Source organism: Streptomyces sp. NPDC031340 (assembly GCF_055569945.1).
Genome location: NZ_JBVIIE010000026.1, coordinates 29,318 through 55,185, shown reverse-complemented (window position 1 = coordinate 55,185; position 25,868 = coordinate 29,318). Strand labels below are relative to the sequence as shown.

General features: G+C 73.2%; 19 protein-coding genes and 1 riboswitch. Of the genes, 8 read left to right on the top strand and 11 right to left on the bottom strand.

Annotated features, from left to right (window positions below):
- Positions 1 to 411: 411 nt before the first annotated feature.
- From ACZ5GT_RS21395 to ACZ5GT_RS21375, 5 genes are all read right to left on the bottom strand, one after another.
- Positions 412 to 981, bottom strand: coding sequence for a hypothetical protein (locus ACZ5GT_RS21395; protein ID WP_469027093.1), 570 nt, complete (start codon positions 979 to 981; stop codon positions 412 to 414).
- Between the two features lie 273 nt (positions 982 to 1,254).
- Positions 1,255 to 2,190, bottom strand: a complete 936-nt coding sequence (locus tag ACZ5GT_RS21390; RefSeq protein WP_469027088.1) for a hypothetical protein — start codon at positions 2,188 to 2,190, stop codon at positions 1,255 to 1,257.
- A 255-nt stretch (positions 2,191 to 2,445) separates the two neighbouring features.
- A complete protein-coding gene (locus ACZ5GT_RS21385) occupies positions 2,446 to 3,684 on the bottom strand; it encodes a VWA domain-containing protein (RefSeq protein WP_469027083.1) in 1,239 nt (412 codons plus the stop codon).
- Between the two features lie 154 nt (positions 3,685 to 3,838).
- Positions 3,839 to 6,337, bottom strand: coding sequence for a DUF5682 family protein (locus ACZ5GT_RS21380; protein WP_469027076.1), 2,499 nt, complete (start codon positions 6,335 to 6,337; stop codon positions 3,839 to 3,841).
- 129 nt (positions 6,338 to 6,466) lie between these two features.
- Positions 6,467 to 7,660 carry an ATP-binding protein gene (locus ACZ5GT_RS21375; RefSeq protein WP_469027073.1) on the bottom strand — a complete coding sequence of 398 codons (1,194 nt, stop codon included), beginning with the start codon at positions 7,658 to 7,660 and terminating at the stop codon, positions 6,467 to 6,469.
- Between the two features lie 133 nt (positions 7,661 to 7,793).
- On the opposite strand from ACZ5GT_RS21375, the gene ACZ5GT_RS21370 reads away from it, so the two are divergent.
- Positions 7,794 to 9,149 (top strand): SWIM zinc finger family protein, encoded by a 1,356-nt coding sequence (locus ACZ5GT_RS21370; protein WP_469027070.1) that lies wholly within the window; start codon positions 7,794 to 7,796, stop codon positions 9,147 to 9,149.
- A gap of 217 nt (positions 9,150 to 9,366) precedes the next feature.
- Entirely contained in the window at positions 9,367 to 10,998 is a 1,632-nt protein-coding gene (locus tag ACZ5GT_RS21365) for a DUF5691 domain-containing protein (RefSeq protein WP_469027065.1), read from the top strand.
- Positions 10,999 to 11,255: 257 nt separating this feature from the next.
- Here ACZ5GT_RS21365 and ACZ5GT_RS21360 read toward each other — a convergent pair whose 3' ends face one another.
- A complete protein-coding gene (locus tag ACZ5GT_RS21360; protein ID WP_133927567.1) occupies positions 11,256 to 11,672 on the bottom strand; it encodes a cobalamin B12-binding domain-containing protein in 417 nt (138 codons plus the stop codon).
- Between the two features lie 664 nt (positions 11,673 to 12,336).
- Here ACZ5GT_RS21360 and ACZ5GT_RS21355 point away from each other — a divergent pair.
- Complete coding sequence (locus ACZ5GT_RS21355; protein ID WP_469027054.1) at positions 12,337 to 13,200, top strand: esterase/lipase family protein; 864 nt, start codon at positions 12,337 to 12,339, stop codon at positions 13,198 to 13,200.
- A 217-nt stretch (positions 13,201 to 13,417) separates the two neighbouring features.
- Positions 13,418 to 14,932, top strand: a complete 1,515-nt coding sequence (locus ACZ5GT_RS21350; RefSeq protein WP_469027047.1) for a M23 family metallopeptidase — start codon at positions 13,418 to 13,420, stop codon at positions 14,930 to 14,932.
- A 116-nt stretch (positions 14,933 to 15,048) separates the two neighbouring features.
- Here the strand turns inward: ACZ5GT_RS21350 and pcrA are convergent, their stop codons facing one another.
- Positions 15,049 to 17,535, bottom strand: a complete 2,487-nt coding sequence (pcrA, locus tag ACZ5GT_RS21345) for a DNA helicase PcrA (RefSeq protein WP_469027039.1) — start codon at positions 17,533 to 17,535, stop codon at positions 15,049 to 15,051.
- A gap of 250 nt (positions 17,536 to 17,785) precedes the next feature.
- Positions 17,786 to 17,957, top strand: a riboswitch (cyclic di-AMP (ydaO/yuaA leader).
- Between the two features lie 8 nt (positions 17,958 to 17,965).
- On the opposite strand from pcrA, the gene ACZ5GT_RS21340 reads away from it, so the two are divergent.
- Entirely contained in the window at positions 17,966 to 19,117 is a 1,152-nt protein-coding gene (locus tag ACZ5GT_RS21340; protein ID WP_469027033.1) for a C40 family peptidase, read from the top strand.
- Between the two features lie 67 nt (positions 19,118 to 19,184).
- On the opposite strand, the gene ACZ5GT_RS21335 is transcribed toward ACZ5GT_RS21340, so the two are convergent.
- A complete protein-coding gene (locus ACZ5GT_RS21335; protein ID WP_469027026.1) occupies positions 19,185 to 19,559 on the bottom strand; it encodes a VOC family protein in 375 nt (124 codons plus the stop codon).
- A gap of 195 nt (positions 19,560 to 19,754) precedes the next feature.
- Positions 19,755 to 20,108, bottom strand: coding sequence for a hypothetical protein (locus ACZ5GT_RS21330; protein ID WP_469027020.1), 354 nt, complete (start codon positions 20,106 to 20,108; stop codon positions 19,755 to 19,757).
- Between the two features lie 241 nt (positions 20,109 to 20,349).
- On the opposite strand from ACZ5GT_RS21330, the gene ACZ5GT_RS21325 reads away from it, so the two are divergent.
- Entirely contained in the window at positions 20,350 to 21,894 is a 1,545-nt protein-coding gene (locus ACZ5GT_RS21325; protein ID WP_469027014.1) for a protein kinase domain-containing protein, read from the top strand.
- Between the two features lie 64 nt (positions 21,895 to 21,958).
- Here ACZ5GT_RS21325 and ACZ5GT_RS21320 read toward each other — a convergent pair whose 3' ends face one another.
- Positions 21,959 to 22,681 (bottom strand): LuxR C-terminal-related transcriptional regulator, encoded by a 723-nt coding sequence (locus ACZ5GT_RS21320; protein WP_469027009.1) that lies wholly within the window; start codon positions 22,679 to 22,681, stop codon positions 21,959 to 21,961.
- A complete protein-coding gene (locus ACZ5GT_RS21315) occupies positions 22,678 to 23,976 on the bottom strand; it encodes a PspC domain-containing protein (RefSeq protein WP_469027006.1) in 1,299 nt (432 codons plus the stop codon). Before ACZ5GT_RS21315 ends, ACZ5GT_RS21320 begins: the two co-directional genes overlap by 4 nt.
- A 179-nt stretch (positions 23,977 to 24,155) precedes the next feature.
- On the opposite strand from ACZ5GT_RS21315, the gene ACZ5GT_RS21310 reads away from it, so the two are divergent.
- Together ACZ5GT_RS21310 and ACZ5GT_RS21305 are read left to right on the top strand one after the other, a co-directional pair.
- Positions 24,156 to 25,607 (top strand): PspC domain-containing protein, encoded by a 1,452-nt coding sequence (locus ACZ5GT_RS21310; RefSeq protein WP_469027000.1) that lies wholly within the window; start codon positions 24,156 to 24,158, stop codon positions 25,605 to 25,607.
- Positions 25,594 to 25,842 (top strand): hypothetical protein, encoded by a 249-nt coding sequence (locus ACZ5GT_RS21305; protein ID WP_469026993.1) that lies wholly within the window; start codon positions 25,594 to 25,596, stop codon positions 25,840 to 25,842. Before ACZ5GT_RS21310 ends, ACZ5GT_RS21305 begins: the two co-directional genes overlap by 14 nt.
- The last annotated feature ends 26 nt before the right edge of the window (positions 25,843 to 25,868 follow it).

Genomic DNA, 25,868 nt, shown 5'->3' with positions numbered 1-25,868 from the left:
AGGAGGGCGGGAGGAGGGCTCGGGGAGACCGGGAGGAGACCGGGGGGGGAACGGGGAAGGGCCTCACCGGGCTGGGGTTGACCCGGTGAGGCCCCTTGAACACCCCGGAGGTGCGCGAAAGCGGCCACCTGCGGGGTTCCGGGCGGACGGTCCCCACCCCAATGGGGAGCGCCCGGCCCGTTCCGCGGAGGTCCGGCCGGACGAATCCGACGGCTTTCGGCCGTCCGGGTCCATCGGCTCCGCGAGTCGAGCGCGCGCCGCGTCACGGCGCGGAGTGCCACGGGGACGCCTTCGCGCCGAGCGCACTCATTGCATGCACCCGGCGGTCGCGGGCGTCCCGGCGGCTGGGCCGGCGTCGGTCGGCGGCTTCGTCGGGCCGTCGTACGACGCCGGGGTCGGGGCGCTGGACGGTCACCTGTGGTGGGTGTCGCTCCGGCGCCCGGTGGGCATCGGGTCGGCGACGCCGTTCAGGTCGGTCCGGGCGGCGGAGAGCGCCTCCTCCACCTCCGGGGCGAAGACGGAGAGCGGGCCGAAGAGGTAGTCGACCTCGCCTTGGGCGGCCTGGGCGGAGCTCACGGCAGGCACGGACACGGGGGCGGAGGCGACCGCACGGACGGCGTCCGCGGGCCGGGCCTGCGCGGAACCGGCGGCCTCTGCGGCGACCACTCCGACAGCGGCTGCGGGCCGGTCCTGGGCGACCCGGGCGGCCCCTGCGGCGACCGCTCCGACAGCGGCCATGGGCCGGGGCTGCGCGACACGGGCAGCCCCGGCAGCACCGGCGGCGGCCGCAGCGCGGGGGAGCACCGCGGCGGCGGACCCCGATGCACGGGCGGACCCTGCGGCGCGGGCGGATCCTGCGGCGCGGGCGGCCCTGGCGGCACGAGCGGCCCTGGCGCCGCGGATGGCCTCGGCGACTTTCCCGCCCTTGGACGTCTTGACGTCGGCGGCTGTGACGAGGGAGTGGCGGATGTTCGTGTTCATGAGCGCGTCAGATCCTTCGGATCTCGGAGCTCCCTGGCACATCGGGACGCCCGGGGTGCACCGGAGTGGTGCACCGGGGTGGGCATGGGCGTCCTGGGCACCCTGGGCCTGGGGAGCTGAGGGACATTTCCGGGGCCGGTTCCGGTCGTGGTCCGGGGAGTCGGGACCAGCGGAGCCGGCGGCTTGCGTCCGGAGACCGATGGGGTCCGGACGGACGGGCAGACCTGTTCCGCCCCCGCGCGGCAGGTCTGTGGCGGGGGAAGGGGCTGCTGCCTAGGCGGGGGAAACCGGAATGTCCCGGTGCCTGTCCCGGGCCTGGTTCGCGGTGGAGCGCGCGGTGGCGCCGGGCACGAGCCGCAGGGGTGCCCGGTCGTTCAGGGCAACGGCGGAGACTTCCCAGTGGCGCGAGGTACCGCTGTCGACGGCGGCACGGTCTCCCAACGCGTCGGCCGGGTCACCGTAGGGCGCCTGACGCACGGGGCCGTACCCGGCGACGGCGCCCCGCTGCTTCCCGCCCCGTGCCACGACACCGGCCGCGTCGGACAGCCGCGGTCCGTATGCCGCGCCGCGCGACACGTTCGTCCGGGCCCACGACTCGGCGGACGGGTCCTCGGCGGACTGCTCCGCCGTGCCCTGCTGCGGTGCCGAGGTGACCGGCACCGGCACCGTCTGCCCCGGAAGCGTGGGCAGTCCGGGCGAGCCGGGGAGACCGGGGACGGACGGCAGACCGGGCTCCGGCGGCAGGCCCGGGATACCGGGCAGGGACGGCGAGTCGGGCGACGGGAGGGAAGGCAGCGACGACAACGGCGGTATCCGCTCCGTCACCTCACCGAGCCCGGCGGTCACGGTTTCCACCACGTCACCGACCGGTCGCACGATCCGCTCGTCCACGGACCGCAGGACCTGGTCGGTCAGTGGCCGCAGGACGTCGTCGGCGGCCGGGGAAGCCGAGGCCTCCCGCGGTGCGGACGCGACGGAGGCACCCGAGTCGGCAGAGTCGGCGACAGTGGCCGACGCAACCGGCCGCAGGGCCTCGGCCACCGGAGCCGCCGCCGAGGGGACACTCTCCGCCGCGTGGGCACGAGTTCCGCACAGGAACCCGAGCGCGAGGAATCCGCCCACCAGGAGCATCACGTGCAGCGCACGCCGTCCGGCCGCCGAGCGCATCACGCGCAGGGCGGCACCGGACAGAGCGGCCGGCGTGGTCAAGGGAACGGTTCCTCCCGTGCGGCGGAACGGATCGAGCGAGTCGGCGAGCGGAGGCAGAGCGAGCCGGCGAACGTCTGCCGGCGAGTCACCAGCCGACGCGGCGCGGTACGAGGCGCGGACCCCGACCCCCCGCTGACGCGGCGTCGGGACCGGGCATCGATCCTCGCACGGCCCTCCCGAGGTTGCGCAAGCCCCCTGTTACCGATGGGTAGTCATGTCCTGTTTTGCTGTTCCACCGAGCTCACGCGCCACCCGTCACACGGTCTCCGGTATCGGAAGCGGCCGCTTCTCGATCGCCGCCGCCATCACCTCCGGGAACAGGTCGGGCGTGCAGGCGAACGCCGGCGCCCCCAGCGCGGCGAGCGCGGCCGCGTGCTCCCTGTCGTAGGCGGGCGCTCCTTCGTCGGACAGCGCGAGCAGCGCCACGAACTGCACCCCCGACGCCTTCATCGCCGCCACCCGCTTGAGCATCTGGTCCCGGATGCCTCCCTCGTAGAGATCGCTGATCAGCACGACCACCGTGTCCGCCGGCCGGGTGATCTGCGACTGGCAGTAGGCCAGCGCGCGGTTGATGTCCGTGCCGCCGCCGAGCTGGGTGCCGAACAACACGTCCACCGGGTCGTCGAGCTGGTCGGTGAGGTCGACGACCGCCGTGTCGAAGACGACGAGCCGGGTGTTGATGGACCGCATGGAGGCGAGCACCGCCCCGAACACGGACGCGTAGACCACCGACGCCGCCATCGACCCCGACTGGTCCATGCACAGCACGACGTCCTTCTTCACGGACTGCGACGCCCGCCCGTATCCGATGAGCCGCTCCGGCACGACCGTCCGGTGTTCCGGCAGGTAGTTCTTGAGGTTGGCGGCGATCGTGCGGTTCCAGTCGATGTCGTGGTGGCGCGGCCGGTTGACGCGGGCGCTGCGGTCGAGGGCGCCGGTGAGGGTGGCCCGGGTGCGGCTGGCAAGCCGCTTCTCCAGGTCCTCCACGACCCGCCGCACGACGGCCCGCGCCGTCTCCTTCGTCGTCTCCGGCATCGCCTTGTTGAGGGAGAGGAGCGTGCCGACGAGGTGCACGTCGGCCTCCACCGCCTCCAGCATCTCCGGTTCCAGCAACAGCGTGGACAGGCCCAGCCGGTCGATGGCGTCGCGCTGCATGACCTGGACGACGGAGGAGGGGAAGTAGGTCCGGATGTCGCCGAGCCACCGCGCCACGGACGGCGCCGACGCCCCAAGCCCCGCCGAACGGTCCCGCCCGGCCCCCGCCTGCCGGTCTCCCTTGCCGTAGAGCGCGGCCAGCGCCGCGTCCATCGCGGCGTCCTGCCCCGACAGGGCGCACCCGGTGCCCTCGGCCGCGTCGCCGCCGAGCACCAGCCGCCAGCGCCTGAGCCGCTCCTGCGCCGGATCCGCCGCCCGGGCCGCCGTCGCCCGAGCCGACGCTGTCTGCGCCGTCGCCTTCGGTGTCGTCGCCGGCTGCGGCGCCGGCTGCGGCGTCATCGGCGTGCCCCCGGGTGAGGCCGCTGCCACAGCGGGATCACCGGGACGGCCGTCCTCGGACCGGCCTGGGCACGGAGCGCACGCGGCGTCCCCCCGTCCGGTCCCGCGCCCGCCGTCTCCGCCCCCGCCCTGGGCCTGCTCGTCGCATCGACGGTCATGCCGTCACCCCCACAAGATCGTTTTCGTCGGCGGCCTCCGCCGCTCCGTCCAGTCCCAGCAACAGCCGCACCACCGGCAGCACCGCGTCGGCCCGCCTCGGGTCGAGTTCGGCCGCGAATCCGGGGATGCCGGGGCCGCCCGCCGCCGCTCCGCCCCGATGTGCGGGTCCGCGCCGGACCAGTTCGCCCAGGGTGCGGCGGACGCCCGGTTCGTACGCGGAGAACGTGCGCCGCAGCAGGGGCAGCACATCCGTGAACGCCTCCGCCGGCACCTCCGTCAGCCAGGCGTCCACCAGGCCGAGCAGCCGCTCGTCGTGCACGAGCAGCATCCCGCCGCCCGAGCCGCCGCCGACGAAGCCCTCGATCCAGGCGGCCGCGTCCCCCGGCGGTGTCCCCGGCGACAGCACGAGCCCCATGAGCCGCGCCGCCTCCTCCTGCGCCAGCTCCCCGTCGTCCAGCAGCAGTCGCACCGCCCGCCCCCGGACGACGCCGGGCACGGTGTCCCGCAGTCCCAGCACCCGCAGCACCGTGTGCCAGCGTCCGCCGAGGTCGGGGTGGCCGGGCACGGAGACGTCGCCCAGCAGCCCCACCGCCCCGTGCACCGCGTCCACATGACCCCGCATCCGCTCCGCCGCCTCCGCGTCCAGGGCGGCGCAGGCGGGCGGCAGGCCGACGAAGACGCGCTCGGCGAGACCCGCGGCGACCTCGGCGAGCGCGCCGGTGTGCGTGCCGCGCACGTCGCCGTACCGCAGCGAACGCACCAGGGCCGGCAGGGCCTGGGCCAGGTGGCCGACGTCCGCGTCGAGCGCCGCCCGGTCGGCGAGCACCCGCATCACCACGGGCAGCGCGTCCGGAAGTCCGGCCAGCAGGCAACGCTCGGCGAGACCGGTGACCTCGGCGAGCGACTGTGCCGCCACGGCGTCGGCCTCCGCCTTGGCGGTCGCGGCGGCGAGCACGGTCGTGCCCCACACGCCCGCCTCGGCCACCCGCACGGACAACTCGGGCTCCCAGCACAGCCGCCACGTCTCCCGGAACGTGCCCGTGCTGCCCCGTGAAGCCCGCGGCTCGCCCCACGCGATGCCCAGCAGCCGCAGCCGGTGCAGCAGCCTGCTGCGCTCCGCGTCGGTCTCCTTGCGCAGGTCCAGCTCCAGCTCCCGTTCGACCGCCTCCGGCTTCAGCCGCAGCCGGCGCTGGATCCGGACGAGGTCCCGCTGCAACGGCACCGCGGGCGCCGCCTGCGGCACCTCCCCCAGCACGTCCCCGACGACCAGCCGGTCGTGCACCAGCGCCAGCGGCACGTCGGAGCCCTCACACATGACCGCCCGCACGGCGTCGGTCATCTCGCCGAGCCCCGGCAGTGGACGGCCCCGCATCGCGGCGAGCGTCTCGGCCAGCCGCACCGCCTCGATGACATGGGCCGAGGAGACGATCCGGTCCTCCTCCCGCAGCAGTCCGGCCACCTTCGTCATCCACCGCTCGACCGGCCGGTCCGGCGCGCCGAACAGGTGCCCGTACCAGCCCGGCGACTCGATGCCCGCGCCGTACCCACTGGCCCGGGACAGCCGCCGGTGGGTCCACGGCACCCACGTCATGTCCGTCTTGACCTTGGGCAGTCCCTTCAGCAGCGCCCGGTCGGCGGAGACCGCCGGTCCGCGGCGCAGGGCGGGCACGTGCCAGGCCCCGCAGACCACGGCCACGCCGTCGCCGAACTCGCGCCGCGCCGCCCGCACCTGGAGCCGCATGTACGCCTCCCGCACCAGGTCCCGGTCATGCCCTCCGGTGCCGTACGCCTCCCGCAGCGCGCCCATGGCCTCCTCCAGCACCGCGAACGGCGCGAAGGCGTCCCCCTCGCCCGCGCCACGGTGCTCGACGACGTCCTCCCACCAGCGCTCGGGGTCGTCGTAACCGGCGGCGTCGGCGAGCACGGCGAGGGGGTCGACCCGGACGTCGACGCCCGGGCCGCCCTCCTCGGCCCGCCCGCCGTCCGGGCCCGCACCGTCCCCCGGCCGACGCTCCTCCGGGTGCCCGCCCGCGAAGCCGTCCCCGCCCGGGGCCGCCGCCTCGCCGACCGCGTCACCGTCGGCCTCGGCCTCGGCCTCGCCCCCGCCGGGGTGCGCGCCCGCCGGTTCCTGACTCCCCCAGGCCAGGGTGTGGGTGGCCGGCAGGTCGATGAAACGGGCCGGCACCTCGTGCTCCAGCGCCCAGCGGATGGCCACCCACTCCGGGGAGAACTCGGCCAGCGGCCAGAACGCCGAGCGGCCCGGTTCGTCCACGGCGTGCGCGAGGAGCGCGACCGGCGGCCGCATGTCCTCGTCGGCGGCGAGCGGGATCAGCGCACTGGCCTCGGGCGGGCCCTCGATGAGCACCGCCTCCGGCCGGGCCGCGTCCAGCGCCGCCCTTACGGCCCGCGCCGAGCCCGGCCCGTGATGCCGGACGCCCAGCAGCCAAGGCCCCGGCCCGGGCGCCGCCGCCCCGCTCTCGTCAACGCCTGTCACAGCCTCCCCCTCGCTCCGCCGTTCCGCCCGGGCCGGCGCCGGACCGGCCGTCCCCGGTGCGGGTGCGACGCCGGGCTCCGGGAACCGTCACCGCGCGGCCTCCTCCGAACCGCTCCCGTCCGGTCCCGTTCACGCGCTGACCTCCCGGCAGGCCCGGTAGAAGTCCGTCCAGCCGTCGCGCTCGCGGACGACCGCCTCCAGGTACTCCTGCCAGACGACCCGGTCGGCCGCCGGGTCACGGACGACGGCGCCGAGGATGCCCGCGGCGACGTCGGCGGCCCGCAGCACGCCGTCGCCGAAGTGCGCGGCCAGGGCGAGGCCGCCCGTGACCACCGAGATCGCCTCCGCCGTGGACAGCGTGCCGCTGGGCGACTTCACCTTTGTGCGCCCGTCGGACGTGATCCCGTCGCGCAGCTCGCGGAAGACGGTGACGACGCGGCGGATCTCGTCGACGCCGTCGGGCACGGCGGGCAGGTCGAGGGAGCGGCCGATCTGGTCGACGCGGCGGGAGACGATGTCGACCTCGGCCTCGACGCTCTCCGGCAGCGGCAGCACCACCGTGTTGAACCGGCGGCGCAGGGCGCTGGAGAGGTCGTTGACGCCGCGGTCGCGGTCGTTGGCCGTGGCGATCAGGTTGAAGCCGCGGACCGCCTGCACCTCCTGCCCCAGCTCCGGTATCGGCAGGGTCTTCTCCGACAGGATCGTGATGAGCGTGTCCTGGACGTCGGCCGGGATGCGGGTCAGCTCCTCGACGCGGGCCGTCATCCCCTCCGCCATGGCCCGCATGACGGGGCTGGGCACGAGCGCGTCCCGGCTCGGGCCGTGCGCGAGCAGTTGCGCGTAGTTCCAGCCGTACCGGATCGCCTCCTCCGGCGTGCCCGCGGTGCCCTGCACCAGCAGCGTCGAGTCGCCGCTGACCGCCGCGGCCAGGTGCTCGGACACCCAGGTCTTCGCGGTGCCGGGCACACCGAGCAGGAGCAGGGCGCGGTCGGTGGCGAGCGTGGTGACCGCGACCTCGACGATGCGGCGCGGACCCACGTACTTCGGCGTGATCACCGTGCCGTCGGGCAGGGTGCCGCCGAGCAGGTAGGTGGCCACCGCCCACGGCGACAGCTTCCAGCGGGCCGGGCGCGGGCGGTCGTCGTGCGCGGCCAGCGCCGCGAGTTCGCCGGCGAAGGCGTCCTCGGCGTGCGGCCGCAGAGCCTCCGCTTCCTGTGCGGGCGGCTGCGTGCCCGCGGCGGTGGGGGCGCCCGTGCCCGGGTTCGCGGGCGCGGACCCGTCCCCGCTCGGTACTGCGGACATCGGTTCTGCGGACACAGTCATGGCTGAGGCCCCCTCCAGCTCGGCCGGTTCGGATCTGCCACCAACCGTGCACCATGCCACTGACAATGCGATCTGACCTGCGGAAACGTGTTCGCGAGGCCGATTGTCAGTGGTGGGTTCTACCTTCGATGGCATGACTCAGCAGGGGGTGCGCTGGAGCGCGGACCAGGTGCTGGCGCTGGCGCCTGACGCCGCGTCACGCAAAGCGGGAAGCAAACTCGCCACGGCCGGACCGTGGTCGGAGGCGGGCAGTTCCGGTGAGGGGGCGCTGTGGGGACTCTGCAAGGGCAGCGGCAGCACGCCGTACCGGACGGTCGTGGACATCGCGGACGCTTCCGGTCCGGCGTACAAGTGCAGCTGCCCGAGCCGTAAGTTCCCGTGCAAGCACGCGCTCGGGCTGCTGCTGCTCTGGGCCGGCGACGACGGGGCGGTGCCGCCGGGACCGGCACCGGAATGGGCGGAGCAGTGGCGGGAGGGCAGACGCAGGCGCGCGGCGGAGAAGCTGACGGCGGACGCCTCCGGGGCGCCGTCCCCGTCCGGTGACCCGGAGGCGGCTCGGCGCCGGGCGGAGCGCCGGGCCGAGCGGATCACCGCGGGCGCGACCGAGCTTGAGCAGCGCCTGGCCGACCTGCTGCGCGGCGGTCTGGCCGGCGCGGAGCAGGCGGGGTACGGGCTGTGGGAGGAGACGGCGGCCCGCATGGTCGACGCCCAGGCGCCCGGGCTGGCGGCCCGGGTGCGGGAGCTGGGGGCGATCCCGTCGACCGGGCCCGGCTGGCCGGTGCGGCTGCTGGAGGAGTGCGCGCTGCTGCACCTCCTCGACCAGGGCTGGCTGCACCGCGAGCGGCTGCCGGCCGGCCTGGCGGCGACGGTCGGCGCACGCGTCGGCCTGCCCGCCTCGGCGGACGGGCCGCCGGTCCGGGACCGCTGGCTCGTGCTCGCCCAGTACGACACGGCGGACGCCCGCCTGACGACCCGGCGAATATGGCTGTACGGCGCGGACTCGGACCGCACAGCGCTGCTGCTGTCCTACGGCGCCGCGGGCCGGGCTCCGGAGCTGGCGCTGCCCGTGGGGCTGGCCCTGGACGCGGAGGTGTCCGCGTATCCGGGCGCGGGGCAGCCGCGGGTGGCCTTGGGCGCGCAGTTCGCGCCGCCCGCCCCGGCGGACATCAGACCGCCGGGGGTGGCGACGGCCGAGGCAGCCGCCCGGTACGGCGAGGCGTTGCGGGACGATCCCTGGCTGGACTCCGTCCCGGTCACCCTCGACCGGGTCGTGCCGACCCCGGACGGCGACTCGTGGCAGCTGGCGGACGCCGACGAGGACACGGCGCTGCCGCTCACCCCGGCCGCCCGCGCCCGCCCCGGCCTGTGGCGCCTCGTCGCCCTCTCGGGCGGCACCCCCGTCAAGGTCTTCGGGGAGCTCGGCCACCGCGGCTTCACTCCGCTGGCGGCCTGGCCGGAGGGCGCGGGCGAGGCGGTACCGCTGTGCTGAGCCGCCCGCTCCCCGCCCCGAGCGGCCCGCTCGCCGCCCTGGTCCGCCCACTCACCGCCCCGGCCGGCCCGCTCGCCGTGCGGAGCGGTGTCGCCGCACGCCACGGCCTCGACGACTCATCCGTTCGCACCCGACGCACGCATATGTCACGTTTCCCTGGACACCCGGAGTGGACGAACTGTCGACCGCTTCCGGGCACCCGGCAGAGAGGAACCGCATGAGCAGCACCCCCGCCCCCGTGGACGCCTCCGCACCCTGCGCCTGGGAGGAACTGGTGACGGCGGCGCTGCTCGGTACGGAACGGCGGACGCCGCCGGGCGGCGAGCCGGGGCGGGACGCCCCCGTGGCCCTGCTGGACGAAGCGGCCGCGGAGACGGTGCGGCGGCGGGCGGGGCTGCGGCCGGCCCGGGCGGCCGCGCGGCCGCAGCCGGCGCCCGAGGACCGGCGCCCGGCGTTGCCCGCGGCGGCGGCGCGCAGGCTCGCCATGCTGCTGGCCGACCGCCCCGGCACGGGCGGCGGCGGGCGCCGGGGCACCACACCGGACCTGATGGAGCTGCTGCCCCAGTGGCTCGCGGCGGCCAACGACCGCGGTTTCGCGGCACCTTCCACCATGCTGCCCGCGCTGCTGGACGCGGCCAGGGGGCGTACGGATCTGCGTCCCGCGGTGCTGGCCTTCGCCGGGCCCCGGGCCACCTGGCTCGCCCGGATGAACCCGGACTGGCGGTTCGCACTGCGCGCCGCCCCCGGCGGCGGGACGGCACTGCCGGACATCGAGGACGCCGACGAGGTGCGGCGCCTGTGGCAGCAGGGGCTGTTCGCCGAACGGGTCGCCCTGCTGGCCACCCTCCGCGCCCGGGAGCCCGCCGCCGCCCGGGAACTGCTGGCGACGACCTGGCCGACGGAGCGGGCCGAGGACCGCCTCATGTTCCTCGACTCGCTGCGGACCGGGCTGGACGCCCAGGACGAACCCTTCCTGGAACAGGCACTGTCCGACCGCAGCCGCAACGTCCGGGCGACGGCCGCCGAACTGCTCTCCGCGCTGCCGGATTCGGCGCTCGCCGCCCGCATGGCGGCACGGGCCGGGGCCTGCGTGGCCCTCGACCGCACCGGGGAAACCCCGACGATCGTCGTCGAGGCGCCGCACGAGTGCGACGCCGCCATGGAGCGCGACGGGGTCGTGGCCAAGGCGCCCGCGGGACGGGGCGAGCGGTCCTGGTGGCTGGGCCAGTTGGTGGAGGCGGCGCCGCTCGGGACGTGGACCGCGCGGCTCGGCGATCGTACGCCGCAGGAGATCGTGGCGTTGCCGGTGGCGGACGACTGGCAGGGAGAACTGCACGCCGCATGGTGCCGGGCGGCCGTACGGCAGCGGAACGCCGCGTGGGCGAGGGCGCTGCTGGGCGCCCCGTCCGCTCCGGAGGCGGGCGGCCCGGGGGCGGTGTCGCTGGCCGAGCGCGCCAAGCTGCTCGGCACGCTGGGCGCCGCGGAGCGGGCGGACTGGGTGGCCGGGTTCATCTCCGCGCACGGGCTTTCCGAGGCGTTCCAGCTGCTCGGGATGTGCGCGGTGCCATGGGCCGCACCGCTCGGACGGGCGGTGGTGGACGCCCTGAACATCGCGCGGGACGCAGGGAGTTACCCATGGAGTTTCAGTGGAGTGATGGGACTGGCCGAGCGCTGCCTCGATCCCTCGGAGGCGAGCCGCCTCGACGCCCTGCTGGCGGTGCCGGACGAGCCGGAGGACGCGTCACCCGGCGCCGGCGGGTACTGGGCGGAGGCGTTCCAGCGGCTGGTCACGACGTTGCGGTTGCGGGCGGCGATGGCCGAGGAACTGGATGCGGGGAAGGCCCGCTGAACCTCCGCCCGCGCGGCGGCCCGCCCCGCCGGGTACGGCGCCGCCGCGCCTCGCTCCGGCCCGCACGACCCCACCCTCGTCCGCCGGGTGGACCGCACACCGCCCGCCCGCCGGACGGATCGCATGCACCCCGCCCGCCGGACGGGCCGTGGACCACCCGTCGGCCGGACGGACCACGGTCCACCGGTCAGCCGGACGGACTGTGGACCGTCGACCGGCACCGGAAACGGCGGGCGCCGGTCACGTCGCCGGAGGCCCTACGCCTCCGCGGGCTGCCGGACGTTCGCCCGCACCCAGTCCACGATCGACTGCGTGGTCGCGCCGGGCGTGAAGATCTCCGCGACGCCCTTCTCCTTCAGCGGCGGAATGTCCGCCTCGGGAATGATCCCGCCCCCGAAGACCAGGATGTCCTCCGCGTCACGCTCCTTGAGCAGGTCGATCACGGCGGCGAAGAGCGTGTTGTGCGCGCCGGAGAGGATGGACAGCCCGATCGCGTCGGCGTCCTCCTGGATCGCGGTGTCGACGATCTGCTCGGGGGTCTGGTGGAGCCCGGTGTAGATGACCTCCATACCGGCGTCGCGCAGTGCCCGCGCGATCACCTTGGCCCCGCGATCGTGGCCGTCGAGCCCCGGCTTGGCCACCACCACGCGGATCGGACCGGCTGCCACACCCATCACTGCCTCCATGAAGCGACTACATCCATCCGTACCGACAAGTACCGCACACTTCGCGCACGCCGCGCACCTCACCCGCCAGACGCGCAGCCGCGTACGCCGCGCACGCCGCGCACGCCGCACACGCCGCACACGCCGCACACGCGACGCATCACACACCGCGCACGTTCCGCCACGCAACGCTCGGGTCGTGCCGTCACGGCACGGACGCCCCGCGCCACACCGCCCGGGGAAGTGAACGAACGTTATCGCCAGCATCCCGCACCCGGCAGTTTCACGGTGCGCAGCGAGGGGGAAATCACACAGTGAGACATATTCACCGCGCACCGCTCCGGCGGGCAGCGCACCAGGAGCCGCAACGAGGTCGCCGCACCACCACGCCGCAGACCGCGCGCCGGGGTGGTGCGGCGCTTCGATCAGGACACGAAGGGCACGCAGGGCAGGTCAGGCACGACAGCGGGGAGCCGCGCCGGCACACCGGCACGGGATCCCGGCACGTCGGTGGCGTCACAGACGCGACAGGCACCACCCGCGTCATGTGCGCCGCACGCCTCCTCCGGCCGGCGGCGTCCGCTCGAGCCCCGTCGAGCGCCTCTGCCACGGCACACCACGAGCGCACACGGGGGACAGAGCCGTTCTCCTGCGTGCCGACAGGAGGTCGGCCATGAAGGTCTCCGGGGTACTGCCCTTCCTCCCGTTCTGCCAGCGGCTGCTGCCCGGCAGGCTGGCGGGTCTCTCCCTGACCCTCCTGAAGGCGACGGCCCTGGAGATCGCGATCCTCGCGGGACACCTCCTGCTGTACCCCTCGGGCATCATTCAGGAGCGCCGCAGCCCGGCGGCCCCACCCCCCTCACCGGACGGCGCCACGCAGCTGCCGACCGAGACCGGCCCCCCGGTCGTCCTCCTGCACGGCTTCATCGACAACCGCTCCATCTTCGTCCTGCTGCGCCGCAGCCTCGCCCAGCACGGCAGGCAGCGAATCGAGTCACTCAACTACTCCCCCCTGACGTGCGATGTCCGCACCGCCGCCGAGCTGCTCGGCCGACACATAGAGGAGATCTGCGAGCGCACCGGCAGCAGGCAGGTCGACGTCGTCGGCCACAGTCTCGGCGGACTGATCGCGCGGTACTACGTGCAGTGCCTCGGCGGCGACGCCCGCGTCAGGACGCTGGTCACACTCGGCACCCCGCACTCCGGCACCCGGGTGGCGCCGCTGGCGAACGCGCACCCGATCGTCCGCCAGATGCGCCCGGGCTCCCCGGTGGTGGAGGAGCTGTCCCGGCCGGCGCCGGGCTGCCGTACACAGTTCGTCAGTTTCTGGAGCGACCTGGACCACCTGATGGTCCCGTTGGAGAGCGCCTGCATCGACCACCCGGACCTGCTGGCGCAGAACGTCCGGGTGAGCGGGATCGGGCACCTCGCCCTGCCGGTGCACCCGGCCGTCGCGACCGGGATACGGCGGGCGCTCGACACCCCGGGAGAAGGAGCGGAAGCCGCCGCCCGCACCGGCGGCCTCACCGTGGCATGACCGCGCCATGACTGGGCCATGACCGCCTGACGGCCGCCCAATATCGAACAGTCTTCGAACATAGGGCCAAAGCCGTGTCCGCGCTCCCCCGAAACACGTCCGAATGCCCTTTTCCTTCGCGCACAAAACCTGTTGAAGATTGTCGCGCCCGCATACCGCCGGGTACAGTCGCCGCACTGCTCTGGCAGCCCCTGTTGTCGAGGCGAAAGAGAAGTTGGTGAACGACCGTCACCCGTCGGGGACCATGACCACCCCGACCCCGGCTTCCGACGCCGCCTCCGCGCACTACGCGCCGTACGGCACCCAGGAAGCCCAGTACGGCGACTTCACCACCTACGGCGGCTACGACGCCGCAGGCTTCGCCGCGACCGGCCAGGCCACCACGGCCTTCGCCGCGGACCCCCTGTTCGGCAGCCTCCCGGGCGAGGACACCGGCCCGTACGACGCCACCGCCTGGACGACGGGCGTCCAGCACACCGCGGTCTACGACGCCTACGCGGCCCAGCACCACGCCGCCGCCTACGACACCGGCGTGTACGACGCGACCGCCTGGGGCGCCGACCAGCAGCGGCTCTCCACCGTCCCGCCGCAGGCCACCGGGGCCGAAACCTCGGGCCAGGCCGACGCGTCGGGCCAGTGGGAGGCGAGCGCCTGGCTGCAGCCCGACCAGTCGGGCGGCCCGTCCGGCCAGACCCAGCAGTGGGAATGGGGCACGCAGGCCTTCGAGACCGGCGCGTACGACGCCACGCAGTGGAACACCGACGGCTCACCGGCCGGCGACACGCCCGCGGCCGACGCCTACGAGCCCGAGCCCTTCGACCAGCAGGCGACCGCGGTCTTCGAACCGGCCGGGCTCGACGCGTACGACGACCCCTCGCCGGACGACGACGAGCCGGAGATGGCCGCCACCGGCGAACTGCCCGCCGTGGAACCGCTCCTCGACGACCAGGAAGAGGTCACCCCGGCTCCCGGCTCACGCGCCGCCGCGCGCAACGGGGCGCGTTCCCGCCGCCGCCCGCCCGCCAAGCGCTCCGCTCTGCTGACGATCGCCGTCCCCTCGGCGTGCGTGATGGGCGTGGCCGGCATCGCCGCCGCCTCCGTCGGCACCCTGGTCGGCGACAAGGACACCTCCACGACGGCTTCGGACGCGCACGCGGTGAAACCGTCCACCGCCAACAACAAGCTGGACGTCCAGCTCAAGAGCCTCTCCGCCGGCGCCGACGACTTCGCCGACCGGGCCAGCCGCACGCAGGAACGTATCGACCTCAAGGCGCAGCAGGAGGCCGAGAAGAAGAAGGCCGCCGCCGAGGCCGCCCTCAAGGAGCGGTTGCGCCCCAAGTACGCGCTGCCGGTCGCGCAGCACGGCCTCAGCGCCTACTTCGGCCAGGCCGGCATCAACTGGATGTCCGTGCACACCGGCATCGACTTCCCCGTCTCGTACGGCACGACGGTGATGGCCGCCACGGACGGCACCGTCCGCACCCAGTGGAACAGCGCCTACGGCAACATGATGATCGTGACGGCGAAGGACGGCACGGAGACGTGGTACTGCCACCTCTCCAGCTACCGCGTCGCCTCCGGTACGACGGTCAAGGCCGGCGACCCGATCGCGTACTCCGGGAACTCGGGCAACTCGACCGGCCCGCACCTGCACTTCGAGGTGCGGCCGGGCGGAGGTTCGGCCATAGACCCGCTCGCCTGGCTGCGCAGCCACGGCCTCGACCCGAACTGACCGGTCGCGCCCCGTCCCCGTGAGCCCCCGCCTTTCCGACGGGGGCTTTCCGGCTCCCGGATCCCGGCTCCCGGCTCCCGGCTCCCGGCTCCCGGCTCCCGGCTCCCGGCTCCCGGCTAGAGCTTCTCCACCGGTGCGTACCGCAGCAGCAGCCGCTTCGGCTTGGTGTCGCCGAAGTCGATCGTCGCCTCCGCGTTCGCGCCCGTGCCCTTGACGCCCACGACCGTGCCGAGTCCGAACTGGTCGTGCGTCACCCGGTCCCCGACAGCCAGCGAGACCACCGGCTTCTCCGACGTCCGACGCGTGGCGAACCCGGACGCGCCCGACGCCGAGGAGCGCGAGCGCGAGGACGACAGGGAGGCCGCCACCCCCGACGCGGGCCCGGAGGACACCGGAGACATGGCGCCCGTGCGCTTCCACTCGACGTGGTGCGGCGGGATCTCCTCCAGGAAGCGGGAGGGCGGGTTGTACGACGGCTGCCCCCAGGCGCTGCGCATCGACGAGCGCGTCAGGTAGAGCCGTTCCCGCGCGCGCGTGATGCCGACGTACGCCAGGCGCCGCTCCTCCTCCAGCTCCTTGGTCTGGCCGAGGGCGCGCATGTGCGGGAAGACGCCGTCCTCCATGCCGGTGAGGAAGACCACCGGGAACTCCAGGCCCTTGGCGGTGTGCAGGGTCATCAGGGTGATGACGCCGTCGCCGTCCTCCTCGTCGGGGATCTGGTCGGAGTCGGCGACCAGGGCGACCTGTTCGAGGAAGTCGGCCAGCGTGCCGGCCTCTCCCTCGCCGCGCTCCTGCTCGAACTCCAGCGCCACAGCCGCGAGTTCCTGAAGGTTCTCGATGCGGGTCTCGTCCTGCGGGTCGGTGGACGCCTGCAACTCGGCCAGGTAGCCGGTGCGTTCGAGCACAGCCTCCAGGACGGTCGCCGGGCCGGCACCGGACTCGACGATCGTGCGGAGGTCCTCCATCAGCGTGTTGAACCGCTTGACGGCGTTGGTGGAGCGCGCCGCCATGCCGTACGCCTCGTCGACGCGCCGCAGCGCCTGCGGGAAGCTGATCTTCTCGCGCTGGGAGAGCGCGTCGATCATGGCCTCGGCGCGGTCGCCGATGCCCCGCTTGGGCACGTTGAGGATGCGGCGCAGCGGCACCGTGTCCTCCGGGTTGGCCAGCACCCGCAGGTAGGCCAGGACGTCCCGGACCTCCTTGCGCTCGTAGAAGCGGACGCCGCCGACGACCTTGTAGGGCAGGCCGACGCGGATGAAGACCTCTTCGAAGACACGGGACTGCGCGTTGGTGCGGTAGAAGACGGCGACGTCGCCGGCCTTGGCCTCGCCCGCGTCCGTGAGGCGGTCTATCTCGTCGGCGACGAACTGCGCCTCGTCGTGCTCGGTGTCCGCGACGTAGCCGGTGATGCGCGCACCCGTGCCCGCGTTGGTCCACAGGTTCTTCGGGCGGCGGGACTCGTTGCGCTCGATGACCGCGTTGGCCGCGCTGAGGATCGTCTGGGTGGAGCGGTAGTTCTGCTCCAGCAGGATCGTGGTCGCGTCCGGGTAGTCCTCCTCGAACTGGAGGATGTTGCGGATGGTCGCGCCGCGGAAGGCGTAGATCGACTGGTCCGCGTCACCGACGACGCACAGCTCGGCGGGCGGGAGGTCGTACTCGTTCGGCGGGACGTCGGTGTCGTCGGCGCGGGCGCCGGTGCCGACGAGCTCGCGCACGAGCGCGTACTGGGCGTGGTTGGTGTCCTGGTACTCGTCGACCAGGACGTGCCGGAAGCGGCGGCGGTAGTGCTCGGCGACGTCGGGGAACGCGCGCAGCAGGTTGACCGTCGTCATGATCAGGTCGTCGAAGTCGAGGGCGTTCGCCTCGCGCAGCCGCGACTGGTACAGGGCGTAGGCCTGGGCGAGGGTCTTCTCGAATCCGTCGGTGGCCTGCGCGGCGAAGTCCTCCTCGTCGATCAGCTCGTTCTTCAGGTTGCTGATCTTGGCGCTGAAGGACTTGGGCGGGTAGCGCTTGGGGTCGAGGTCCAGGTCACGGCAGACCAGGGCCATCAGGCGCTTGGAGTCGGCGGCGTCGTAGATCGAGAACGACGACGTGAACCCGAGCCTCTTGCTCTCCCGGCGCAGGATGCGCACGCACGCGCTGTGGAAGGTCATCACCCACATCGCGTTCGCGCGGGGGCCGACGAGCTGCTCGACGCGCTCCTTCATCTCGCCCGCGGCCTTGTTGGTGAAGGTGATCGCGAGGATCTGGCCCGGGTGGACGCCCCGCTCGGCGAGCAGGTAGGCGATGCGGTGGGTGAGCACGCGGGTCTTGCCGGAGCCGGCGCCTGCCACGATGAGCAGGGGGGTGCCGTGGTGCACGACGGCGGCGCGCTGGTTGTCGTTCAGCCCCTCCAGGAGCGCTGCCGCGTCGACCGGGGGTCGCGGGGCGCCGTCGCGGTAGTAAGCGTCCCGGTCCGGCGGCACGTCGAACTTCCCGCCGAACAGATCGTCCGGAACAGGTTCCGGCACATGATCGTCCTCGGGCGGCGGCGGAGGCTCCTCCTCGTGGCCGCGGGGGGCCTGGAGGTCCGCCAGGAAGCTGTCGTCAAAGAGGCTGCTCATCGCTCTCCGAGTCTAGGGCGCCCCACCGACAGCCCGCCGCCGCCCTGAGAACATCGCCGGATCCGGCGACCCCGTTCCCTGGGGCACGCTCCGTATCGGATGGTCACATTCAGCGATCGACAGGGAGCGCTCGACCGAAGGTCACGAAAATGTATCGGGCATATCGAACATCAACCTTCACAGGAGCCACGCGAGTTGGCTACGGTGCCGGGCAGGCCGAACGACCCCCACCGGCGAACGTCGCCGGGCCGTACGGCCTCCGCCGAGTCCGGCGCGCCGCCGCGCTTCCGGAGCCGGGGACCCAACCGACCTTGGGGTGAATCGGCCCACTCTCCTTCCGGGGAGAAGGCCGTAGGGCAACCCTTCCGAACCATCCCGCCCGAACCCGACAGCTAACTCGGTAGGCGGAAGATGGAAGGAGTCGCCTCCCTTGGCGTCGCACCGCAAGTCGCGCCCCGCTGGTACGCGCGTGGCCGGAATCCGCACCCCCGCCCTCGCCACCGCCGCCCTCACCTCCGTGGCCCTGCTGTCCCAGTCGGCCAACGCCGCCCCCGCCGCCGACGGGAAGCCGAGCCTGGAGGAGGTCGAGAAGAAGGTCGACGACCTGTACCGCCAGGCCGAGTCGGCGACCGAGAAGTACAACGCGGCGAAGGAGAAGACGTCGAAGCAGCGCAAGCGCGTCGACACCCTCCTCGACGACGTCGCCAAGCGCACCCAGAAGCTGAACGAGGCGCGGGAGGAACTCGGGTCCTTCGCCGCGGCCCAGTACCGCACCGGCGCCTCCGCGCCCGACACCGCGACCTTCCTGCTCGCGGACTCGCCGCAGGACTACTTCGACCAGACCCAGCTGATGAGCCGGCTCACCGGCCGCCAGAAGCAGGCCGTCGACGACTACGTCACCGAGCAGTCCGCGACGATGAAGAAGCGCCAGGAGGCCACCAAGAGCCTGGAGACGCTCACCGAATCGCAGAGCGACCTCCAGACGGCCAAGTCCACCGTCCAGAAGAAGCTGTCCGACGCGCGTGAACTCCTGTCGAAGCTGAACGCCGAGGAGAAGGCGCGGCTGGCGGCGATCGAGAAGAAGAAGCAGGAGGAGGCCGCGCGCCAAGCGGCCGAGCTGGCCGCTCAGCAGGCGGCGCAGCAGAAGGCGCAGGAACAGAGCGGCAGCGCGTCGACGGGCTCGACCTCGACCTCGGGGAGCTCGACCACCGACTCGACCTACACCACCAAGGCCGAGAAGGCGATCGCCTTCGCCCGCGCGCAGATCGGCAAGCCGTACGTCTGGGGCGCCACCGGTCCCGACTCCTACGACTGCTCTGGCCTCACCCAGGCCGCCTGGAAGGCGGCCGGCGTGGCCCTCCCCCGCACCACCTACGACCAGGTGAACGCTGGCACCACCGTCTCACTCGCCGACGCGCAGCCCGGCGACCTGATCTTCTTCTACGACGACATCAGCCACGTCGGCCTCTACATCGGCAACGGCATGATGATCCACGCCCCGAAGCCGGGCGCGTACGTCCGCGAGGAGTCGGTCTACTACGGCGGCGCGTCGATCATCCACAGCGTGGTCCGCCCGGCCTGAGAGCAGGCGTACAGCCCTGGCCTGGTCGAGCGCCCTGTCCCGGGAACCCGACCAGGCTCTGCCCCGGCTACAGATACGGGCGGGTGATCAACTCGATCGCGTGGCCGGCGGGGTCCTTGAAGTACACGCCTCGGCCGCCGTGCTCGTTGTTGATCTCACCGGTGCGGCGCATCTGCGGGTCGGCCCAGTGCTCGATGCCCTGGTCACAGAGCCGCCGGTACGCCCGGTCGAACAGCTCGTCGTCGATCAGGAACGCGTAGTGCTGCATCTGGATCTCCACCGGCGGCTCGGCGAACTGCAGCAGCACACCGTCGGGGAGCTGAATGTTGGTGAAGGGGCCCCAGGAAGGCGCTTCCGCCACTTCCAGCAGTTCCCGGAAGAAGCGGGCCGACTCGCGGCGGTCCTTGGCGGCGATGATGGTGTGGTTGAACGTGACTGCCATACGGCTGACCTCAGTATCGTTCGGCACGACAAACGGACTCGCGGTGCACGAGCACTGGGAGGTCCGCGTGCCGAACTGAGGGAGTGCCCTCTCGGCACCCGCCGCGCGATCAGCCCGCCACCGGGTGGCCAATCCGTGTGTGGCGTAATGCCGGTCCGGTGTTCACGTCGGGTGACCCTACTTGGCCCCTTCGGGTCAGGTCCAGAGCACCGCGATGAAGATGTTGGTCATGGTGAGCCCGCCCACCAGTCCGAACAGGCCCTTGTCCACTTTCTCCTCGTCCCGCTTGACGTAGACCAGACCGAGGATGACGACCAGGACGGCGAGCTTCACGCCGATCTTGATGTTGTTGACCTCGTGGCCCTGGGCCTGATGGATGCCGACCAGGGCCACACCGGTGATCAGCATGGTCAGTGCGCCGTGCAGCATCGCGGGCACGAAGCGTGCGGTGCCCTGGCCCATCGCCTTCATCTGGGTGAGGAAGCCGCCGAGGAGCGCGGCTATGCCGATGATGTGCAAGCCGACGAAGAGATGGATGAGTACGTCCATGAGGCCGGAGCTTAGACAGCGCCCCGAACCCCACCCGACACCGGCCCTCCCCCCGACGGCGGCATACGCGACGAACGCGGCCCAGGCCGTCCCGGCGACAGCGAAACGGGGACTCCGGGAGGGGTAGGTGTGGCGCGAACTCCTGAGGAAGACCCCACATGGCTGAGGAGCATGCTGTTGCCCGGCAGGCGTATGGCAGGGTCGTCCCGCAAGGCCGGTGCCGGCGGCTCAGGGAGGAAGCGTGGAGCAGAGGATCTTGGCGCAGCGCTACGAGTTGGTGGAGCAGCTCGGGCGCGGCGGCATGGGGACTGTGTACCGGGCGGTCGATCGTCGGCTGCGCCGGGAGGTCGCCGTGAAGACCCTCTCCGCGGAGCTGGCGCGGCAGCCCCAGTTCCTTGCCCGGTTCCGGCGAGAGGCGCATGCCGCCGCCGCGCTCAACCACCCGGGCATAGCCACCGTTCACGACGCGGGTGAGGGCTCCGGAGACGATTCCGCCGAGCCGTACCTGGTGATGGAGTACGTGAAGGGCCGGACGCTGAGCGACGTCGTGGGTGACGGCCCCATGCCGGTCGCGCAGGCCGTGGACATCACCGGACAGGTGCTGGAGGCTCTTGAACACAGCCACCGGCAGGCCATCGTGCACCGGGACATCAAGCCGGCGAACGTCATCCTCACGCGCGGCGGTACGGTCAAGGTGCTCGACTTCGGCATCGCCAAGGCACTCAGCGAAGCGGCGACCCGCCTCACCGGCACCGGAGTCGCGGTCGGCACGCCCGCTTACCTGTCACCCGAGCAGATCGTCGGGGACGAGACCGACCACCGTACGGACCTGTACGCCGTCGGCTGCCTGCTGTACGAACTCGTGACGGGGCGCCCCCCGTTCACCGGCGAGTCACCGTTCTCCGTGATGCACCAGCACCTGGCCGCGGAGCCCGTGGCGCCGTCCCGCCTGCGGCCGGAACTGCCTGCTGCGATGGACACGGTCATTCTGCGCGCTCTGCGAAAGAGCCGGGAGGACCGCTTCCCGGACGCGGCCGCGATGAGGGTCTCGCTCACCGAGGCCGCACTGGTCGCCCCCACGCCCGTGTCCCCGTCTCCCACCGAGGTCGATCCGGCGGCCAGGACGATGACGCGCCCGGCCGTCGCTCCGCGGGCCTCCGCCGAAAGCGCCCCGCCGGTCCCCTCCCCGAACCGGCGCCGGCTGGGGGTGGTCGTCCAGCCGTCGGCCGAGGGCCTGCTCGCGCTGCTCGGCTGTCTGCTGTCCGTGATGGTCTCCACGACCGATGCCATCGAGATCGACCGCTTCCGCCAAGCGGCCTTGCTCGCCGGAATCCTCGGATCAGTGCTGCTGCTGTGGTCGGCACGGCTCGCCTGCGCCGTGGCCTGGGGCCCGGTGGCCGAGGCGGTGGCCGTGCAGTCGGGTCTCGCCCGCCAGTACATCGGCTGGGACACCCACTACGTCGTCCTGGCGCTCACCCTCGGTGCGGTCGCCGCCGTCTGTCTCGTCGCCGGGTACCGCGACGCGCGTGGGGGCGGGTTCGCTCTCGTCGCCTTCTGGTTCACCGGCCTCACCTGCGTCTGGTTCTTCCTCGACGACCTCCGCAAGATCGGCGTCTTCTACGCCCTGCTCCTGGGCGTCACGATCGCCGTCGGCACGCACGTACTCAAGTCACGCACGCAACCACCACAGGGCACGGACCGCGGCGAGACACGCGACGACGAGCGGGACGCGCAGAATCCGGCAGCCGGCCCCCGCAGAGAACAGTCGGCACCCGCATCTCGATGAGGGGCTACGGGGACGCTGTGGGGTTCGGCAGCGGGGGGTGACCGTCGGCTCGGCTGCCGGACGGTCACACCAGCCGTCGTGCCGTGGCCCAGCGGGTCAGTTCGTGGCGGTTGGAGAGCTGGAGCTTGCGCAGGACCGCGGAGACATGGGATTCGACCGTCTTGACCGAGATGAACAACTGCTTGGCGATCTCCTTGTAGGCGTAGCCGCGGGCGATCAGGCGCAGCACCTCGCGTTCGCGCTGGGTGAGACGGTCGAGGTCCTCGTCGACCGGCGGGGCGTCGGTGGAGGCGAAGGCGTCGAGGACGAAGCCGGCCAGGCGCGGGGAGAAGACCGCGTCGCCCTCCTGGACGCGGAAGATCGAGTCGATGAGGTCGGCGCCGGTGATGGTCTTGGTGACGTAGCCGCGGGCGCCGCCGCGGATCACGCCGATCACGTCCTCCGCCGCGTCCGAGACGGACAGCGCGAGGAAGCGGACGGGCTGCTCGGCGTCGGCCATCAACGGGGCGCAGCGGCGCAGGACCTCGACTCCGCCGCCGCCCGGGAGGTGGACGTCGAGGAGGACGACCTCGGGCCGGGTCGCGGTGATGACGGTGACCGCCTGGTCGACGTCCGCGGCCTCCCCGACGACTTCGACGCCGGTCTGCTCGGTCCGGCCGATCTCGGCCTGCACGCCCGTACGGAACATGCGATGGTCGTCGACGAGGACCACGCGCGCGTGGCGCCTGCCCGCGCCGTCGCCGGCCGGTTCCATCGGCTCCGCGTTCGCCTCGGTCGCGTCGCTCATGACGTCTTCTCCGCCCTCTCCATCTCCAGTTCGACCTCCGTGCCGCCGTCGGGCACCGCGCGCACTCGCGCCGTGCCGCCGTTGCGCTCCATGCGGCCGATGATCGATTCTCTGACGCCCATGCGGTCGGCGGGTATCGAGTCGAGGTCGAAGCCGGGGCCGCGGTCCCGGACGGACACGAAGACCGTTCTGCCCTCGACTTCGGCGTAGACCTGTACGGCGCCGCCCTCGCCACCGTACTTGGCGGCATTGACCATTGCTTCACGCGCGGCCTGCATCTGCGCTCCGGTCTTGTCGTCGAGCGGGCAGTCGCCGACGACGACGACCTCTATCGGGACGCCGTGCTTGTCCTCGACCTCGGCCGCGTTGCGCCGGACCGCGTCGGCCAGGTTGTCGGGCTCTTCGGCCTCGTCCTTGCCGGTGCCCTCGGGTTTGTACAGCCAGGTGCGCAGGTCGCGCTCCTGGGCGCGGGCGAGCCGGCGGACCTCGCCCGCGTTCTCCGCGTTGCGCTGGATCAGGGTCAGGGTGTGCAGCACCGAGTCGTGCACATGGGCGGCGACTTCGGCGCGCTCCTGGGCGCGGATACGCATCAGGCGTTCCTCGGACAGGTCCTGCGTCATGCGCACGAGATACGGCCCCGCGAGCAGCGTTATGCCGACGAGGACGGCGAGAGCGGCCTGAAGGACCGAGCCGAGGTGGGCGGCGGAGCCCTGCAGGACGAAGATGCCGGTGACACCCGCGGTGACGAGGAGGACACCGCCCGCGGAGCGCAGCAGGGTGAGGGTGCGCCGGCGGCGGCCGACCTCCATCCAGCGCGCCCGGCGGGCGTTGTCCGCCTGGCGCCAGACCAGCGCGACGCCCGCGCCGACGAGGACCGCGGGCCAGAGGTACGCCTTGGCCGCGCCGCCCAGGTTGACGTTGCTCACGAAGACCATGGCCAGCACGACCATGAGCAGCAGGGCGACAATCTGCCCCTTGTCCGGTCTGCGCGCCACGAGTCGGCGCCGGCCGTCCGGCGAGGTCTCGGTGGAGACGAGGGACGGCTTCTGGCCGCCCGCCCCGCCGACACCGCCGACGCCGAGGGGGACGAAGAACCAGAACGCCGCGTACAGCAGGGCGCCGAGGCCGTCCCCCATGAACAGGCCGACGAAGACGAGCCGCACCCAGATCACGGGCAGGCCGAGATGCCCGGCGAGCCCCCGCGCCACGCCACCGAGCCAGCGTCCGTCGCTGCTGCGGTAGAGCTTGCGCGGCGGCCGCGGTTCGACGAGTGGCGCTGCTGCGGCTTCCGGCATGTCAACGATGGTCACACGGCGGGCCTGCCCGGACATCAGGGTCGGCCCCGGAGACTCCCCTGATCTTCGCCCGCCCGGTCCGTCGAACGTTTCCCGGGCGCCGGCTCAGGGGCGATTTCAGGGTCCGGCCAGGGTCGTTCCGACTGCCGCGACGGCGGGCCGCCCGTCACCATGGAGTCATGACAGAACACGAGCGCGCCGCGACGGGTCCGGGACCCGGCTCCGGCCCGCGCCCCGCTCCGGGCGCCGGGCCGCAGGATGCCGCGCCCGCCGGGGACGCCGCGTCCACGGCCACCGCGGGGCCCGGACCGTCGGGCCCCGGGGCGGGCGCGGGCACGGGAGGAGAGGGGGACTCGGCGCCCAGGCCGTTCCGGCGGGACCGGCGGTACAAGATGCTCGGCGGGGTGTGCGCCGGGCTCGGGCGGCAGTGCGACATGGATCCGGTGATATTCCGGATCACGCTCGTGGTGCTCTCCGCGACCGGTGGGCTCGGCCTGATCTTCTACGGCTTCACGTGGCTGTTCGTCCCGTACGAGGACGAGGACGAGAACGAGGTCCGCAAGCTGCTGACCGGCCGCGTCGACGGGGCGGCGCTGGCGGCCGTGCTGTTCGCGCTGGTCGGCTGCGGCGTGTTCCTGTCGATGCTGCGGAACGGCGGCGTGCTGGCCTTCGCCGTCGTCCTCTCCCTCCTCCTCGCCGGCGCCGGGTACTGGTCTCGGCAGCGCGACACCCCCGACCCCGACCCGCTGGCCGCCCAGGCCGTCGCCGACGCGCCGCCGGAGGCCAAGGCGCCGCCGGTTCCCGCCGCGTATCCCTCCTGGTGGCGTGACCCGATCGTCAAGGACGGCACCCACGTGGGCGGCACCGGATACCTGTGGGGGCCCCAGGACTCCCGCGACCGGGACATCGCGGCCGCGGTCAACATCGGCCTCGGCAACTATTGGCACAACCGCGCGGACACACGCACCCCGCGCCCCCCGGCACCGCCCCGGGCGCGCGGGCCGCGCTGGACAGGCGGCTGGGTCTTCCTGCTCGCCCTGCTCGCGGGAGGTCTCGGCACGCGCCTGACATGGGACGACCACCCTCTCGGCACCAGCCTGCAGACCGGCCTGTCCTGCGCGCTCGTCGTCTTCGGCGTGGGCATAGCGATCAGCGCCTTCCTGGGGCGCACCGGTGCCGGCTCGGTCCTGCTGGCGGTGATCACGGCGGGGCTGCTCACCGGATCGGCGACCCTGCCCGGCGACATAGGCACCCACTGGACACACACCACCTGGCAGCCGACCGCGGTGGCCGATGTCCGGCCGGCGTACGACCTCGGCAGCGGCGTCGGCACCCTGGACCTGACCCGGCTGCACGTGGCCAAGGGGCAGACGGTGAGCACGAACGCCGAAGTCGGCATGGGCCGGCTCAAGGTGATCGTGCCGCGGGACGTGACCGTGCGGCTGAGCATCGACGTGGGCGTGGGCGACATTCAGTTGCCGGGTGACGATCAGAAGGACGTGGACGTGGAGCCGGGCAAGCACCAGGATGTGACCCTGTCGCCGACGACGGGTGGCAAGAGCGCCGGCACGCTGGACCTGGATCTCCAGGTAGGCCTGGGACAGGCGGAGGTCAGCCGTGCTGCGTCATGAGTTCCAGCCCGGGAAGCTGGTCGCCGGTCTGTTCCTCGCCCTCGCGGGCGTCATCTACGCCGGGGACGCGGGCGGCGCCTGGGAGGCACCCTGGTTCGTGGCGATCCCGGTCGTCACGGGCGGCCTGTTCCTGGCCGGCGCGGTGGGGCTGCTGGCCCGGTCGGTGCGCCGGCGCCGCAGAGCGGGGCGCGAGCGCGAGGGCTCGGCGGGGGCGCGGCCGGACGCCAAGGTCTGACCCGCCCGCCGCGGGATCCGAGCACG